The 15,888-nt window shown below is 70.0% G+C and carries 11 protein-coding genes and 2 pseudogenes; 6 read left to right on the top strand and 7 right to left on the bottom strand.

The genetic code is table 11. The features are described 5' to 3' along the window. The first annotated feature begins 90 nt into the window (after positions 1-90). A complete protein-coding gene (locus tag QL983_RS02080; protein WP_020627853.1) occupies positions 91-603 on the top strand; it encodes a Rieske (2Fe-2S) protein in 513 nt (170 codons plus the stop codon). Between the two features lie 7 nt (positions 604-610). Here QL983_RS02080 and QL983_RS02075 read toward each other — a convergent pair whose 3' ends face one another. Genes QL983_RS02075 through dxs form a run of 4 tightly spaced genes read right to left on the bottom strand, consistent with a single transcriptional unit; the run spans position 611 to position 4,448 of the window. Continuing rightward, positions 611-940, bottom strand: a complete 330-nt coding sequence (locus QL983_RS02075) for a PLD nuclease N-terminal domain-containing protein (protein ID WP_020627854.1) — start codon at positions 938-940, stop codon at positions 611-613. Beyond that, positions 940-1,914, bottom strand: coding sequence for an aldo/keto reductase (locus QL983_RS02070; RefSeq protein WP_041103647.1), 975 nt, complete (start codon positions 1,912-1,914; stop codon positions 940-942). The genes QL983_RS02075 and QL983_RS02070 overlap by 1 nt, the downstream gene beginning before the upstream one ends. Positions 1,915-1,917: 3 nt before the next feature. After that, on the bottom strand, positions 1,918-2,436 hold the full coding sequence (locus QL983_RS02065) for a hypothetical protein (RefSeq protein WP_271437972.1): 519 nt from the start codon (positions 2,434-2,436) through the stop codon (positions 1,918-1,920). Beyond that, complete coding sequence (dxs, locus tag QL983_RS02060) at positions 2,433-4,448, bottom strand: 1-deoxy-D-xylulose-5-phosphate synthase (protein ID WP_052520056.1); 2,016 nt, start codon at positions 4,446-4,448, stop codon at positions 2,433-2,435. Before dxs ends, QL983_RS02065 begins: the two co-directional genes overlap by 4 nt. A 501-nt stretch (positions 4,449-4,949) precedes the next feature. Here dxs and QL983_RS02055 point away from each other — a divergent pair. From QL983_RS02055 to QL983_RS02035, 5 genes and pseudogenes are all read left to right on the top strand, one after another. Further along, complete coding sequence (locus QL983_RS02055; RefSeq protein WP_290151148.1) at positions 4,950-5,537, top strand: YdhK family protein; 588 nt, start codon at positions 4,950-4,952, stop codon at positions 5,535-5,537. 301 nt (positions 5,538-5,838) lie between these two features. After that, a protein-coding gene (locus QL983_RS02050; RefSeq protein ID WP_290151147.1) for an IS3 family transposase occupies positions 5,839-6,989 on the top strand; the annotation gives its coding sequence in 2 pieces (ribosomal slippage) (positions 5,839-6,109 and positions 6,109-6,989; 1,152 coding nt in all). Beyond that, positions 6,986-9,013, top strand: a pseudogene (locus tag QL983_RS02045) (heavy metal translocating P-type ATPase). The gene QL983_RS02050 and the pseudogene QL983_RS02045 overlap by 4 nt, the downstream one beginning before the upstream one ends. An 11-nt stretch (positions 9,014-9,024) precedes the next feature. Next, complete coding sequence (locus QL983_RS02040; RefSeq protein ID WP_280790510.1) at positions 9,025-9,360, top strand: metal-sensitive transcriptional regulator; 336 nt, start codon at positions 9,025-9,027, stop codon at positions 9,358-9,360. Positions 9,361-9,542: 182 nt separating this feature from the next. Then, positions 9,543-10,166 carry a CueP family metal-binding protein gene (locus QL983_RS02035; protein WP_095694653.1) on the top strand — a complete coding sequence of 208 codons (624 nt, stop codon included), beginning with the start codon at positions 9,543-9,545 and terminating at the stop codon, positions 10,164-10,166. 336 nt (positions 10,167-10,502) lie between these two features. On the opposite strand, the pseudogene QL983_RS02030 reads toward QL983_RS02035, so the two are convergent. From QL983_RS02030 to QL983_RS02020, 3 genes and pseudogenes are all read right to left on the bottom strand, one after another. After that, positions 10,503-11,265 (bottom strand): annotated as a pseudogene (locus tag QL983_RS02030) (transposase); the annotation flags it as partial. 183 nt (positions 11,266-11,448) lie between these two features. After that, the gene (gene acnA, locus QL983_RS02025; protein ID WP_203552676.1) at positions 11,449-14,151 is read right to left on the bottom strand and encodes an aconitate hydratase AcnA; all 2,703 of its coding nucleotides are present in this window, start codon (positions 14,149-14,151) and stop codon (positions 11,449-11,451) included. 201 nt (positions 14,152-14,352) lie between these two features. Next, entirely contained in the window at positions 14,353-15,825 is a 1,473-nt protein-coding gene (locus QL983_RS02020) for a TRAM domain-containing protein (protein WP_237069098.1), read from the bottom strand. Between the last annotated feature and the right edge of the window lie 63 nt (positions 15,826-15,888).

The following is a 15,888-nucleotide window of genomic DNA, read 5'->3' as shown; positions in this document are numbered from 1 at the left end:
GTGCTCCTGGGGCTCGGGGGTCCGTCCCCCCGATCCTCGCACCCGTCGGGCCCGGTCGCATCCGCCCTCGCCACGGGCGATAATGGGTCGATGACCACGCAGGACTCCCCCCTCACCCCGAACTCCTCCCGGTCCGGCTGCTGCGACGACCACGCCCGCCCGGACACCTCCCGCCGCACCGTCCTGGGCCGCGGCGCCGCCGTCGCCGCCGCGGGTGCCGGCACACTCGCGCTGGCCGGCTGCACGGACCGGCTGCGTGAGAAGGACACCGCGCAGGACCACTACACCGGCTCCGACGCCGTCGACGCGCTGCCCGCCGCCGAGCTGCCCGTGGGCGCCTCCCGGGAGGTGCAGGTGCAGGGTCGGACGCTGATGATGCATCGCGTGGACGAGACCACGGTGACCGCCTTCACCAACGTGTGCACGCATCAGGGCTGCCTGCTCCAGGTCGTGGACCGGCAGGAGGGCCCGGCCTACGCCTGCCCCTGCCACGGCTCGCACTTCGACGTCACCTCGGGGAAGCCGTTCGGCGGCCCGGCCCGCAAGGCCCTCATGGACTACGACGCGGCCGTCGTCGACGACCGCATCGTCGTCAAGCTCTGAGCCCGGCTCATTCCTCCGGCGCGCCGTAGCGCCGGCGCGGGGGCACCACGACGGCGGAGCGGTCGTTGGGGTCCCACGCCGGCTGCTCGCGCCGCCGCGCCGGGTAGTAGCGGTGCCGCCACCAGAACCAGATGAGCGCCCCCAGCACCGGCAGCAGCAGCATGAGGCCGACCCACGGCAGGCGCGCCCGGGCGTCCAGGGGGCTGCGGCCCAGCGAGACGAAGCCGGCCACCCACAGCGCACCGGCCACGACGGACACGGTCCAGCCCAGGGCGGCCTCCCCCGGCGTCGGCACGAGCGGGGTCGCGGCGGCCGCGCCGGTCAGCGCGCCGGCCATCAGAAGAGCGCGACCTTCTCCGGGCCCGGGAACAGGGCGTCCAGCTCGGCCAGGTCCTCCGCGGTGGCGAGCCAGTCGGCCGCCGCCGCGTTCTCCACGACCTGCGCGGCACGGGTGGCGCCGGCGATCACGGAGGACACCGGTCCCTGCGCCGCCAGCCACCCGATCGCGGCCTGGACCTCGGTGATCCCCCGCTCCCGGGCGAACCGGCCGAAGGCGGCCAGCTGCTCCAGGTCGGCGTCGGCCACCATGTGCTGGCGCACGTGGGACAGGCGCGAGCCCTCGGGGGCGTCGCCCTGCGAGTACTTGCCCGTGAGCAGCCCGTTGGCCAGCGGGAAGTACGGCAGGACGCCGAGCCCGAACTCGGCCGCCGCCGGGACCACCTCGAGCTCGGCCCGGCGGTCCAGCAGGTTGTAGTGGTTCTGCGCGGACACGAAGCGCTCCACGCCCAGCTCGCGGGCCACGTACTCGGCCTGGGCGATCTGCCACCCGGCCCGGTTCGAGTGGCCCACGTAGCGGACCTTGCCGGCGCGCACGAGGTCGTCGAGCGCGCGGAGGGTCTCCTCGATGGGCGTGGCCGGGTCCGGGGTGTGGAACTGGTAGAGGTCGATCCAGTCGGTGCCGAGGCGGCGCAGGGAGTCCTCGACGGCGCGCACGATGTACCGGCGGGAGCCCCGCGCGCCGCCGTCGTCGCCGGCGACACCGCCCATGTCCATGCCGAACTTGGTGCCGATCACCACCTCGTCGCGGCGGGCGCCCAGGGCGCGGCCGAGCCGCTCCTCGGACAGGCCGGGCTCGGCGCCGTAGACGTCGGCGACGTCGAAGAAGGTGATGCCGGCGTCGAGCGCGGCGTGGACGACGTCGTCGGTGCCGGCCTGCTCCAGCGTGGCGGTGCCGGGGCGGCCGAGGTTGTTGCACCCCAAGCCGACGACGGAGACGGTCAGCCCGGAGCGGCCGAGACGGGTGTGGCGCACGGGTCAGCCCTCCTGCTCTGCGGTGCGGACGTCCACCTTGTTCGGCTGCACGCCGTCGGCGCGCTTGGCGGCCGCCGGGATCTCGGCGGCGGCCTTCCGGGCGTGGGGGGTCCGGACGCGCAGCACGAGGGCACCGACCTCCTCGACGACGTCCTCGACCTCGCCGAGACCGCGCCAGGCCAGCTGGTGGGTCATCTCGACGCGCAGCCGCTCGACGGTGCGCCGCTCGATCGCCGTGGCCTCCCGGCCGCGGAGCCGGTAGGCCACCGGCAGCACGGCGAAGGTCGCGGGGTCCGCCTCGGCGAAGCCCTCCTCCGCGCCCTGCGCCACGAACGCGGCCAGCAGCTGATCACCCTCGGCCTGGTCGGCCAGGGGCTGCTCCCCGACGGTGCCGGGCTGGCCGACCCGGCCGTGGTGGACCAAGAACTCCCCGGCCTCCGCGTCGGCCCATGCCTCGCGGTACTCAAAGAGGCGGGCGCCGTCGTCGCCGACGCTCTCACGGTACAGCCGGACGATGCTCATGCCTGCTCCTGGTGGTGGGGGGCGGCCGCGTCCTCGGGGACGGGCCGGGCGTACGGGACCTTGGCGCCGAGGACCTGGGCGACGGTGTCCTGGGTGATGCGCTGCGCGGTGAGGCCCACGCGGGCCAGCACCTGCTCGCGGCTGCCGTGGGCGAGGAACTCGACCGGCAGGCCGACCTCGTTCAGGGCGGTGTCCACGCCGGCCGCGCGCATCTCCTGCCGGATCCGCGAGCCGACGCCGCCGGCCCGCACCCCGTCCTCGAGGCACACGACGATCCGGTGGCGGGCGGCCGTGTCGATCACGGACCGGGCCACGGGCAGGACCCACCGCGGGTCGATCACCGTGGCGCTGATGCCGTGCCGCTCGAGCCGTTCGGCGACGTCGAGGCCGAGCTCGGCCATCGCGCCCACCGCCACGATCAGCACGTCCCGCTCGGCGCCGTCGCGTCCGCCGGCCTCGCCCCGCCGGGCGAGCACGTCCGTGCCGTCCGACAGCCGCTCCAGGGCGCGCACCGACTCGCCGACCGAGCCCTTCGCGAACCGCACCACGGTGGGCGCGTCCTCGACGGCGACGGCCTCGCGCAGCTCCTCCCGGAGCGTGTCCGCGTCGCGGGGCGCGGAGATCCGCAGCCCCGGCACCGACTGCAGCAGGGCCAGGTCCCACATGCCGTGGTGGCTCGGGCCGTCCGGCCCGGTGACGCCCGCGCGGTCCAGCACGAACGTCACGCCTGCACGGTGCAGGCCCACGTCCATGAGCACCTGGTCGTACGCGCGGTTGAGGAAGGTCGCGTAGACGGCCACCACGGGGTGCAGACCACCGAAGGCCATGCCGGCGGCCGAGGTGACCGCGTGCTGCTCGGCGATGCCGACGTCGAACACCCGGTCCGGATGGGCCAGCGCCATCGGGGCCAGGCCCACGGGGTTCTGCATGGCGGCGGTGATGGCCACGACGTCCGGCCGCTCATCCGCGATCGCGACCATCTCCTCGCCGAACACGGAGGTCCAGGACTGGGCCGTCGACGAGGTGATGGGCTCGCCCGTGGAGGGGTCGATCACGCCGATCGCGTGGAACTGGTCCGCCTCGTGCGCGACCGCCGGCGCGTAGCCGTGCCCCTTCTCGGTCATCGCGTGGACGATCACGGGCCCGCCGTACGCCCGCGCGTCCTCGAGGGCCTCCTCCATGGCGGTGAGGTCGTGGCCGTCGACCGGGCCGATGTACTTCATGCCCAGGTCCTCGAACAGGCCCTGCGGCGCCCAGAGGTCCTTGAGACCCTTCTTCGCCGCGTGCAGCGGCCGGTACACCAGCTCGCCCGCGAGGCCGGCCTCCTGGAGGCGGTGCTTGAGGTAGTCGAGGGTCTGCTCGTAGCGGTGGTGGGTGCGCACCTTGTCCAGCACCCCGCGGCGCAGTCCGCCCAGGTGCTCGGCGACGCCGCCCACGGTGGGCGCGTACGAGCGGCCGTTGTCGTTGACGACGATCACCACGCGCCGGTCCCGGCCGGCGGCGATGTTGTTGACGGCCTCCCAGGCCATGCCCCCCGTGAGCGCACCGTCGCCGATCACGGCCACCACGGTGCGGTCCCCCTGCCCGGTCTGCGCCCAGGCCCGCGCGATGCCGTCCGCCCAGGAGAGCGAGCTGGAGGCGTGCGAGGACTCCACCACATCGTGCTCGGACTCCGTGCGGTCGCCGTAGCCGGACAGACCGCCCTCCTGGCGGAGCGTCGTGAAGTCCTGGCGTCCGGTGAGCAGCTTGTGCACGTACGACTGGTGACCCGTGTCGAAGATGACCGCGTCCTTCGGCGACTCGAAGACGCGGTGCACGGCCAGCGTCAGCTCGACGACGCCCAGGTTCGGTCCGAGGTGGCCGCCCGTCTTGGAGACGTGGGCGATCAGGTAGGCGCGGATCTCCGCCGCCAGCGCGGTCAACTGGTCCTCCGTGAGGGCCGACAGGTCCGCCGGGCGGGCGATCTGCGGCAGCAGCGGGGCGCCGGGGCTCGTGGGGGGCAGATGTTCCATGGTGCGACCAGCCTACTCCGCGGCTCCGCACCCGGGCGGGACGCGGGCGGCGGCCCGCGCGGGCGGGCCCCGTGGATCAGGCCTTCGCGGCGATCTGACGGAGCACGTACTGAGACATGCTTCGCTCTGCCTGGCGATAGTTGCACAGCTTCCGTCGGCTCTCAGGATCCCTGTCTCGATGGGACGCCCGACGATGCAACCGTACAAGACCAATTTCTCTTGGGTGATCGGCGGTACTGGGATCGTCTTCTCACCACGGTGATGTTCACGAGACGACGCAGCCGATCCCGTCACGACGGCGAGCGAGGTGAGCCCGTCCGTTCGGGCCTCGATTCCATCTGCGACCAGAGCCGCCGAGCCGATGTTCTCCATCGCAGCCTCAGCGCTGCCACCCCGGGTCGATTGGATCTTGGCCGGGCGATTCCATGCCCGCCGATCGACATCGACTTGATACCCGGGAGGGGTATAGCGTTGACTGGACCAGAACGAACAGGAGACTTCATGCGCAAGCACCTCATGACCACCGTCGCCGCAGGAGTGCTCGGAGGAGCGCTCGTGTTCACCGGCTGCAGCACCGGCGGCGGCCAGGACCAAGGGACCCCCTCGATGACCAGCCAGCACGAGGGCCACGGCAGCAGCTCTGACAGCGGCGGGATGGAGCATCCGATGGACGGCGGCCCCGCCCCCGAGGGCATCGAGACGGCTGCGTCGCCCACATACCCGGTCGGCACCGAGGTCACGCTCACCGCCGACCACATGGAGGGCATGGACGGTGCGAACGCGACGATCGCCGGCGCGTACGACACGTACACCTATGCGGTGGACTTCACGCCGTCCGCAGGCGGGGAGCCGGTCAAGGACCACAAGTGGGTCGTCCAGCAGGAGATCAAGGACGCCGGAGATGAACGTCTGGCCGACGGCACCGAGGTCACTCTCGAGGCCGAACACATGGAAGGCATGAAGGGCGCGAAGGCGACCATCGCCTCCTCCACCGAGGAGACCGTCTACATGGTCGATTACGAGTCCGACGGCATGACGATGACCAACCACAAGTGGGTCGTCGAGAGCGAGCTCAAGCCGGCCTCCTGAGCCGATCGCCGCGGGCGCGCTGAAGGTCCGCGGCGAAATACGACCCGATCGAAGGAAAGATCGGGGAATGACGAGGGGAAGCGAAGAGCATGACGGACCCGACCACGCATCACCATGACCACGCCGGCGTCGCGACCACCGAGTCCGGCCACCGTGACGACTCGCGCGCCGAGAACGAAGACCACACCATGGAACACGGTGACCACGCCGGGCACGGTTGGGCTGACCCCGTTTCGTAGGTCCAGTCGTTATGAGAGTCGTCCTGTTGCCCGCGGTCGCGGGCAGGGAGACTGGTCAGATCATGACGAACAGCAGGAAGCGTCACACCCCCGAGCAGGTCGTCCGTAAGCTCGGGCAGGCCGACAGGATGCTCGCCGATGGTCAGGACGTCGCGGCGGTGTGCCGGGAGCTCGGGGTGTCCGAGCAGACGTACTACCGGTGGCGGAACCAGTACGGCGGCCTCAAGGCCGACGACGCAAAGCGCCTGAAGGAGCTGGAGAAGCAGAACGCGACCCTGAAGCGTCTGCTCGCGGAAGCGGAGCTGGAGAAGGCCGCGCTCAAGGAGCTGGCTGAGGGAAACTTCTAAGCCCGGACAGGCGCCGCGCCGCCGTCGATCACCTCAAGGGCAAGTTGCGGGTGAGCGAACGGATGGCGTGCCGTCTGGTCGGGCTGAGCCGCTCCGCGTACCGGCGACCGCTCAAGGGCGACACGGTCGCGGACCCGGATCGGGCGCTCAGGGAGTGGCTGCGCGCCTGGGCGAAGGACCATCCCCGCTACGGGTATCGGCGGGCGTATCACGACGCCCGCGCCGAGGGGTGGGTGGTGAACCACAAGAAGATCCAACGCCTGTGGCGTGACGAAGGGCTCCGGGTCCCGCAGCGGCGTCGACGCAAGCGCGTTGGGTCCTCGACCGTCGACGCGCCGACGGCGGACGCGCCGAACGTGGTGTGGGCGGTGGACTTCCAGTTCGACGCCGACGAGCACGGACGACCGATCAAGATCTGCTCGATCGTCGACGAACACACCCGGGAGTGCATCGGCGGGCTCGTGGAGCGCTCGATTACCGCCGACCGACTCACCGCCCACCTCGAGGACCTCGTCGCCGCCCGGGGCGCCCCGGCGGTGCTCAGGTCGGACAACGGGCCGGAGTTCATCAGCGAGGCGGTGGTCGACTGGGCCGGCACCCGCACCGGCCTGTCCTACATCCCTCCGGGCTCGCCGTGGCGCAACGGGTACGTCGAGTCGTTCAACAGCCGGATCCGCGACGAGTGCCTCAACATCAACAGCTTTTACTCGCTGCTGCACGCACAGGTCATCATCGGCGACTGGAAGGACGAGTACAACCACCACCGCCGGCACTCCTCGCTCGGCTACCTAACCCCAGCCGAGTACGCTCGGCAGTGCACCCATCAAATGGAAACCGACGACTCACAGAACGTCCGGACCGAATGAAGGGGGCGGCTCACGGTCATCACGGCGGTGGTCACGCGGGCCACGGCGACCACGTCGGCCAGTTCCGGCGGCTGTTCTGGATCAACCTGATCATCGCCATCCCGGTGGTCGCGTTCTCCCCCATGTTCGCCATGCTCCTGGGCTACTCGGTCCCCAGCTGGGCGGGCTGGGTCGCCGCAGTCCTCGGCTCCGTCATGTAGGCCTGGGGCGGCACCCCGTTCCTCACCGGTGCTGTCAGCGAGCTGAAAAGCCGCCAGCCGGGGATGATGCTGCTCATCGCGCTCGGCATCACCGTAGCGTTCCTCGCCTCCTGGGCCGCCACTGTCGGTCTCGTCCACCCCGAGCTCGAGTTCTGGTGGGAGTTGGCGCTGCTGATCGTCATCATGCTGCTGGGCCACTGGATCGAGATGCGCTCACTGGCCCAGACCACCTCGGCGTTGGACTCCCTCGCCGCGCTGCTCCCTGACGAGGCTGAGCGTATAGAGGGAGACGACGTCGTCAAGGTCGACCCGGCAGAGCTGCGCGTCGGCGACGTCGTCATCGTCCGGCCTGGCGGCAGCGTCCCCGCCGACGGCACCGTCGTCGACGGCCGCGCCGACATGGACGAGTCCATGATCACCGGCGAATCACACCCCGTCGCCCGCGGCGAGGGCGAGAACGTCACCGCCGGCACCGTGGCCACCGACTCCGGCCTGCGCGTAGAGATCACCGCCACCGGCGACGACACGGCTCTGGCGGGCATCAACAGGCTCGTCGCCGAGGCGCAGGGCTCATCCTCCCGTGCCCAGCGCATCGCCGACCGGGCTGCGGCCCTGCTGTTCTGGTTCGCCCTCGGAGCTGCGCTGATCACCGCCGTCGTCTGGACGCTCTTCGGGCTCCCCGACGACGCGGTCGTTCGCACCATCACTGTCCTCGTCATCGCCTGCCCCCATGCGCTGGGTCTGGCGATCCCTCTGGTCGTGTCCATCGCCACCGAGCGCGCCGCCCGCGGCGGCGTCCTGATCAAGGACCGCCTCGCCCTGGAGTCCATGCGCCAGGTCGACGCGGTGCTCTTCGACAAGACCGGCACCCTGACCAAGGGCGAGCCCACCGTCACCGGGGTGGAGCCGACCGGCGGCCTGAATGCCGCACAGCTCCTCGCCCTGGCCGCCTCCGCCGAGGCCGACAGTGAGCACCCCCTCGCCCGGTCCATCGTCACCGCCGCTAAGGAGAAGGGCCTCGCCGTCGAACCGGCCAGCGGGTTCACCTCCTCCCCGGCGGTCGGCGTCACCGCGACGGTGGCCGACCATGAGATCCGCGTCGGCGGACCCCGTCTGCTCGAGGAGACCGGCCAGGACGAGATCGGTGTCGCCGACGAATGGCGGGCAGAGGGTGCGATCATCCTGCACGTCCTCCGCGACGGCAAGGTCATCGGCGGTCTCAAGCTCGCCGACGAGGTTCGCCCAGAGTCCCGCGACGCCGTCGATGCGCTCCATCAGCTCGGCGTCGAGGTCGTCATGATCACCGGCGACGCGGAAGCCGTGGCGAACGAGGTGGGAAGAGAGCTCGGCATCGACCGGGTCTTCGCCGGCGTCCGCCCCGGGGACAAATCCGCCAAGGTCGACCAGCTGCAGAAGGAGGGCAAGAAGGTCGCCATGGTCGGCGACGGCGTCAACGACGCCCCTGCCCTGGCCCAGGCCGACGTCGGCATCGCCATCGGGGCCGGCACCGACGTCGCCATCGCCTCTGCAGGTGTCATCCTCGCCAGCTCCGACCCGCGTAGCGTGCTCTCGGTGATCCAGCTCTCCCGTGCCGCATACCGTAAAATGAGGCAAAACCTGTGGTGGGCTGCAGGGTACAACTTGCTCTCTGTGCCGCTCGCGGCTGGCGTGCTCGCACCCGTCGGCTTCGTCATGCCGATGTCAGTAGGTGCGATCCTGATGTCGATCTCCACCGTCATCGTCGCGCTCAACGCCCAGCTGCTGCGTCGCATCGACCTCGCCCCAGCTGCCAGCACCCGCTCCGTCCTGGAGCACCAGAAGTGAAGGACACACCCGTGACCACTGAAACTGCAGCCGATGAGACCGGTACCGACACCGGAGCCCACCGGTACGGCTACATCAGTGTCAAGGACCGCTACCGCAACCGCATGAAGCGTATCGAAGGCCAAGCCCGCGGCATCACGAAGATGATCGACGACGAAAAGTACTGCATCGACATCCTCACCCAGGTCTCGGCCCTCACCCGCGCCCTGCAAGGAGTGGCGACCGGTCTGCTCGATGACCACCTCAAGCACTGCGTGCTCGACGCCGCCAAGAAAGGCGATGAAGACGCGGCCATCGCCAAGATCCAGGAGGCCAGCGACGCCATCAATCGCCTCGTGCGCTCCTGACACCAGCCGATGTCTTCGACACAGGGTGCCTCGGACCGGTGGACCCCAGATCAGGACAAGGCTCTTGATGTCTCCGGGCAGGCGTGCTTTGCACCTCGTCGCGCCCTGGGCACCGGCGAACTCGGGATGCCTTCTGTCTAACCTGACGACATGAACACGTTCACCTGAGAAAAGAGTTGGGCATGCCACTTGCCATTGTTGCTCCGATCCAGTCCTCCAGGAGCCGCCTGAGGATCTGCGCGGCCTTGACCGGTCTGGCGACCAGCGCCGTCCTCCTGCTCAGCGGCTGTGCTGATGCGGGACCGTCCGCTGATGCAGGATCCGATCACTCACTGGTGGTCGAGCACAATCTAGACGGATTGAATGCTCGCGAGATCATCACGCGCCTCGACTCAACGAAGGTGACAGATCGCTCGTCTGAATTCATCGCGTCGATTGAACCCGACCAGCTTGTACTGACCGACGATCAGAACAATCAGACCACCGTGCCGATGCCAGAAGACGAGTTCTACGTCTCTATCGCCCCGTATCGCAGCCAGACTCACGAATGCTACTTCCACAGCCTCACGACCTGCACCGGCGAACTCGCCAATACTGACGTCCACGTCACCGTGGTCGAGGCGACGTCCGGGGAGACCCTCCTCGATGAAACGCTGACGACGTACGACAACGGATTCGTCGGGGTCTGGCTGCCGCGTGGAATTGACGCTACTCTCACTGTCTCAGCTGAAGGCCGCACCGCCAAAAAGGCCATCTCGACCCGCCCCGACGACCCCACCTGCTTGACCGGTCTTCAGTTGGCTTGAGGCCCAGGCCTCATGCTCCTCTGCAGCGGCGACAGATCAGGCGTCGAGACGTCCCATCCTTGGACTCCCACAGGGTCTCGGCGTCCCGATGTGAGGATTCGCCCGAGAGCCGGCTTCAGAGTCATCGCAGGGCATCACCACACCGGGCTGAAGCCTCGTCGACCAATATCAACCAGTGCCAACTGAAGAGCACTACATCGCTCACGCCGCTTCACGACGTGCATTTCGGGGGATCCTCTCTGTCCAGGTCCTCACGCTCACACCTGCCGGTGCTGAGCCTCGCCGAGCTTCTCGAGCACTTGACCTGGATCGTCGATCAGTTCGAACACGCCACTCGGGCGTGTCCGACAATGCCGTCGACCACGCGAGCACAGCATTCAGGACCACGGCAGCCCGGTCCACGATCGCGTACTTGTCGTACGTGCTCGCCAGGCCCGGCCACTGCTGCAGGTGCGCGTCCTGGCGCTCGATCACGTTCCGGCCCGTGTAAGCCTCCAAGTCCAGGCCCGCGGTTCGGCCGCCGGCCGAGCCGCGGCGTCTGCGGTGGCCCTGCTGGTCAGCCGGTTGGGGAGGACGGCCTTGATGCCACCGGCGCGCAGATGGGTGCCGATCGCCCGCGATGAGTACGCCTTCTCGCCCAGCACCGTCGACCAGCTGATGGGTCTTCGTGCTCAGCCCGCTCCGTGAGCGCCCGAGGCCGTGATCGGCGGGCTCTTCACGCGGATTCCTTGTCGTTCGATCCAGCCCCTCTGAGCCGGGTGGTGTTCCTCGCGTGCTGATGGGCGCGGGCGATCGTGGAGTCGACCGAGACCGACCAATCGATCAGGATTTCGGCATCCGCTGCAGGTGGTCCGTGTTGCCAGCACCGTGTCCCAGGTGCCCTCTTCGGCCATGCGGCCGTGCCAGGTCCACACTACTCAGCCAGGGCCCGGAGACCTCGGGCAGGTCCCGCCACGGGATCGAAGCACCTGTCCCGGTGGATGATGGCGTCGACCCTCGTGCGGTCATCGGCGAACGGCCGGCCCTGCCGGCCCGTGCAGGCGGGGAGCATCTGGAACCGGGACGTGTCTTCGAGGGCGCCAGCCGACCCTGGATTCATTGTCAGACACGCCCTAGGCCCGTCTGGCCCGAGGGTGAGCCGGACTCTGAACTGGGGGATGAAGAGCGGTCGTGCACCGGGGTCGGCCCCAGCGGCCACGACGACGGCGGCCCGCCGCCCTCCGTGCGGAGGGCGGCGGGCCGCCGTCGTCGTGGTGCCCGCGCGCGGGCGGTGTCCCGTGGATCAGGCCTTCGCGGCGATCTGACGGAGCACGTACTGCAGGATGCCGCCGTTGCGGTAGTACTCGGCCTCACCGGGGGTGTCGATGCGGACGACCGCGTCGAACTCGGTGACCCTGCCGTCCTCACCGGTGGCCGTGACCTTCACGGTCTTCGGCGTGGTGCCCTCGTTGAGGGCGGTGATGCCGGAGATGTCGAAGGTCTCGGTGCCGGTCAGGCCCAGCGAGTCGGCGTTCTCACCCTCGGGGAACTGCAGCGGCAGCACGCCCATGCCGATGAGGTTCGAGCGGTGGATGCGCTCGAAGGACTCGGTGATCACGGCCTTGACGCCCAGGAGCGCCGTGCCCTTGGCCGCCCAGTCACGGGAGGAGCCGGAGCCGTACTCCTTGCCGCCCAGGACCACCAGCGGGGTGCCCTGCTCGGCGTAGTTCTGCGCCGCGTCGTACACGTAGGCCTGCGGGGCGCCCTCCTGGGTGAAGTCGCGGGTGAAGCCGCCCTCCACGCCGTCGAGCAGCTGGTTCTTGATGCGGATGTTCGCGAACGTGCCGCGGATCATCACCTCGTGGTTGCCACGACGGGAGCCGTAGGAGTTGAAGTCCTTGCGCTGCACGCCGTTCTCCAGCAGGTAGCGGCCCGCCGGGGTGTCCGACTTGAAGGAGCCGGCCGGGGAGATGTGGTCCGTGGTCACGGAGTCGCCCAGCTTGAGCAGGACGCGGGCGCCGGAGATGTCCGACACCGGGTCCGGCTGCATGGTCATGCCCTCGAAGTACGGGGGCTTGCGCACGTAGGTGGACTTCTCGTCCCACTCGAAGGTGGAGCCCGAGGGGGTCTCCAGGGACTGCCAGCGCTCGTCGCCGTCGAAGATCGTGGCGTACTGCGAGGTGAACATCTCGGTGTCGATCGACGCGTCGATGATCTTCTGGACCTCGGTCGGGTCCGGCCAGATGTCCTTGAGGAAGACGTCGTTGCCCTCGGTGTCCTGGCCCAGGGCCTCGTTCTCGAAGTCGAAGTCCATGGTGCCGGCCAGGGCGTAGGCGACCACCAGCGGCGGGGAGGCCAGGTAGTTCATCTTCACGTCCGGGTTGATGCGGCCCTCGAAGTTGCGGTTGCCGGAGAGCACCGCGGTCACGGACAGGTCGTTCTCCTGGATGGCCTCGGAGATCTCGGACTCCAGCGGGCCGGAGTTGCCGATGCAGGTGGTGCAGCCGTAGCCGACCACGTTGAAGCCGAGGTCGTTGAGGGACTCGCGCAGCCCGGACTTCTCGTAGTAGTCGGTCACCACGCGGGAGCCCGGGGCCACGGAGGTCTTCACCCACGGCTTGGACTTCAGGCCTTTGGCGACCGCGTTGCGGGCCAGCACGCCGGCCGCCATCATCACGGACGGGTTGGACGTGTTGGTGCACGAGGTGATCGAGGCGATGGACACGGCGCCGTGGTCCAGCTGGAACTGGCGGCCGTCCGGCATGGCCACGTCCACGAGCTTGGACGGGCGGCCCTCGCCGGCCTCGTCCTGCGTGGCGTAGTTGTGCAGGTCCTTGCGGAACTGGTCCTTGGAGTCGGTGAGCTCGATGCGGTCCTGGGGACGCTTCGGGCCGGAGATGGAGGGCACCACGGTGGACAGGTCCAGCTCGAGGTACTCGGAGTAGGCGACCTCGGAGGACGGGTCGTGCCACATCCCCTGCTCCTTGGTGTACGCCTCCACGAGGGCGACCTGCTCCTCGGAGCGGCCGGTCAGGCGCAGGTAGTCGAGGGTGACCTCGTCGATCGGGAAGATCGCGGCGGTGGAGCCGAACTCGGGCGACATGTTGCCGATGGTGGCGCGGTTGGCCAGGGGCACGGAGCCGACGCCCTCGCCGTAGAACTCGACGAACTTGCCGACCACGCCGTGCTGGCGGAGCATCTCGGTGATGGTCAGCACCACGTCGGTCGCGGTGGCGCCGGACGGGATGCTGCCGGTCAGCTTGAAACCCACGACCCGCGGGATCAGCATGGACACGGGCTGGCCGAGCATCGCGGCCTCGGCCTCGATGCCGCCGACGCCCCAGCCGAGCACGCCCAGGCCGTTGACCATGGTGGTGTGCGAGTCGGTGCCGACGCAGGAGTCCGGGTAGGCGCGCAGCACGCCGTCGACCTCGCGGGTCATCACGGTGCGGGCCAGGTTCTCGATGTTGACCTGGTGGACGATGCCCATGCCCGGGGGGACGACCTTGAAGTCGTCGAAGGCGGTCTGGCCCCAGCGCAGGAACTTGTAGCGCTCGCCGTTGCGCTCGTACTCGATCTCCATGTTCCGCTCGATGGCGGCGTCGTTGCCGAAGGAGTCGATCTGCACGGAGTGGTCGATCACGAGCTCGGCCGGGGAGAGCGGGTTCACGCGCTCCGGGTCGCCGCCCAGGTCCTGGATGGCCTCACGCATGGTGGCCAGGTCCACGACGCAGGGCACGCCGGTGAAGTCCTGCATGATCACGCGCGCCGGCGTGAACTGGATCTCGGTGTCCGGCTGGGCGTTCGGGTCCCAGGCGGCCAGGGCCTTGATCTGGTCGGCGGTCACGTTGGCGCCGTCCTCGGTGCGCAGCAGGTTCTCCAGCAGCACCTTCAGGGAGTAGGGCAGCTTCTGCGCCCCCTCGACCTTGTTCAGACGGAAAATCTCATACTCGGCTCCCTTGACGTCCAGGACGCCCTTGGAGCCGAAGCTGTCGACGGTGGTCACGAGAGGACTCCTCTTCCCGCCCGGTTTCCTCCGGGCGCTCGTCCAGTGGGGGGTGGTCACCCGCGGCCGCGGACCGCGCGCCGTCCGGGACGGGCGTCGTCTGCGTCACAGGTGCCGCACTGTGTCCCAGGGTACCGCGCCGGTCGCGTGTGACGCGGGCATGGCGCGCGGCGGCCCGCAGGCCGCCGCGCGGGCGCCGGATCAGATCTCGACGACGGCCGGGGCCGGTGCGCTCTGGGCGGCCGGCACCAGCACGGTGACCGACTCGAGGTGGTGGGTGTCCGGGTAGAGGTCGAACACGCGGGCGCGCTCCACCTCGTAGCCGCCGTCGCGCAGCCACGCCAGGTCGCGGGCGAACGAGGCGGGGTCGCACGAGACGTACACGATGCGGCCCGGCTCGAGCGCGAGGATGCGCTCGATCGCCCGCCGCCCCGCGCCGGCCCGCGGCGGGTCCAGGACCACGGTGTCCAGCGCGACCCCGCCGAGGCCGCCGTCGGCCACGGGGCGCTCGGGGTACTTCAGCCAGCTGCCGAGCACCTTGTCCGTGGGGCCGTTGAGCACCGAGGCCTGCGGCTGCTCGTGCAGGTTGCGGCGGGCGTCCTTCGAGGCCTGACGGGAGGCCTCCACCGAGTACACGCGGCCCTCGGGTCCCACGGCGTCCGCCAGGTACGCGCTGAACAGGCCGGCGCCGCCGTAGAGGTCGGCCACGACCTGGCCCGGCTCGACTCGGGCGTCCTCGAGCACCGCGTCCACGAGGGTGGCCGGGGCGTGCTGGTGGACCTGCCAGAAGCCGTCACCCGTGACGCGGAAGCGCTTGGTGCCGCCGCGCTCGGACTCCACGGTCTCCTCGACCCAGGTCTTCCCGGTGATGCGCTCGACCTTGACCGGCTGGAACTGCTTCGGGCCGGGCAGGGCCAGGCCGGCGGAGACGTCCACGCCGCACGCGTTGGCGGCCTGGCGGATCCGGGTGCGCAGCCGGCCGAGCTTGACCTCGTCCGCCCGCGTCTGCGGGGTGGGCGTCACCAGCACGAGGGGGCGGGAGCCGGAGGCCGGCGTCGCGACGTCCACGCGGGCGGCTCCGGTGAAGTCCCAGTCCCACAGGGCGAGCGCATCGAGGGCCGGCACGCCGAGCGGCATGTTGCGCACGGGCAGGAGGGTCGCCGAACGGTAGGCGTGCATCGCGATGTGCCCCTGGGGGGTCACCGCGAACGCGTTCCGGGTCCGCCAGCGCTGGCCGGTGGGCTCGTCCTCGGAGCCGGCGAAGCACACCTCCGGCTCCACCGCGAGGTCGGCGATGCGGTGCACCGTGTCCCGGAAGACCTGGGCCTTGAGCCGGCGCTGGTGCGGGACCACGATGTGGCCGAACTCGGCGCCGCCCACGGGCGGGCGACCCGAGGCGTGGGCGCGCAGCATGTCCGCGAGCTTCCACTGGTGGATGCGGCGGAACTCGGAGGGCCGCAGCACCTCCACGACGTCGCCGCGCCAGAAGCGGGCCCCGTCCTCGGCCTCGGTCAGGGCCACCCGGACCTTCTCGCCGGGCACGGCGTGGCGCACGAAGACGACCCGCCCCTCGTGCCGGGCCACGCAGTGGCCGCCGTGGGCCATGGCCCCGACCTCCACCTCGATGGTCCTCCCGATCCCGGTGACGTCTGTGGACGTGTCGACGACTGCCATGTCTGGCTCCTCTCGCATCGCAGCGCGCTTCAGGTCTTGCCCTGAGCATCGACTGGTCAGATC

The organism is Micrococcus sp. APC 4021, from assembly GCF_030407635.1.
In the GTDB taxonomy this organism is placed as follows: domain Bacteria; phylum Actinomycetota; class Actinomycetes; order Actinomycetales; family Micrococcaceae; genus Micrococcus; species Micrococcus luteus.
Note: the sequence above shows the minus strand (reverse complement) of the source record. Positions and strands in the feature narration are given on the sequence as shown.

Excerpts from the sequence above, each read along its gene's own strand:
- dxs (WP_052520056.1), bottom strand. The coding sequence starts at position 4,448 with ATGGAACATCTGCCCCCCACGAGCCCCGGCGCCCCGCTGCTGCCGCAG.
- QL983_RS02055 (WP_290151148.1), top strand. The coding sequence starts at position 4,950 with ATGCGCAAGCACCTCATGACCACCGTCGCCGCAGGAGTGCTCGGAGGA.
- QL983_RS02020 (WP_237069098.1), bottom strand. The coding sequence starts at position 15,825 with ATGGCAGTCGTCGACACGTCCACAGACGTCACCGGGATCGGGAGGACC.
- QL983_RS02075 (WP_020627854.1), bottom strand. The coding sequence starts at position 940 with ATGGCCGGCGCGCTGACCGGCGCGGCCGCCGCGACCCCGCTCGTGCCG.
- QL983_RS02035 (WP_095694653.1), top strand. The coding sequence starts at position 9,543 with ATGCCACTTGCCATTGTTGCTCCGATCCAGTCCTCCAGGAGCCGCCTG.
- QL983_RS02065 (WP_271437972.1), bottom strand. The coding sequence starts at position 2,436 with ATGAGCATCGTCCGGCTGTACCGTGAGAGCGTCGGCGACGACGGCGCC.
- QL983_RS02080 (WP_020627853.1), top strand. The coding sequence starts at position 91 with ATGACCACGCAGGACTCCCCCCTCACCCCGAACTCCTCCCGGTCCGGC.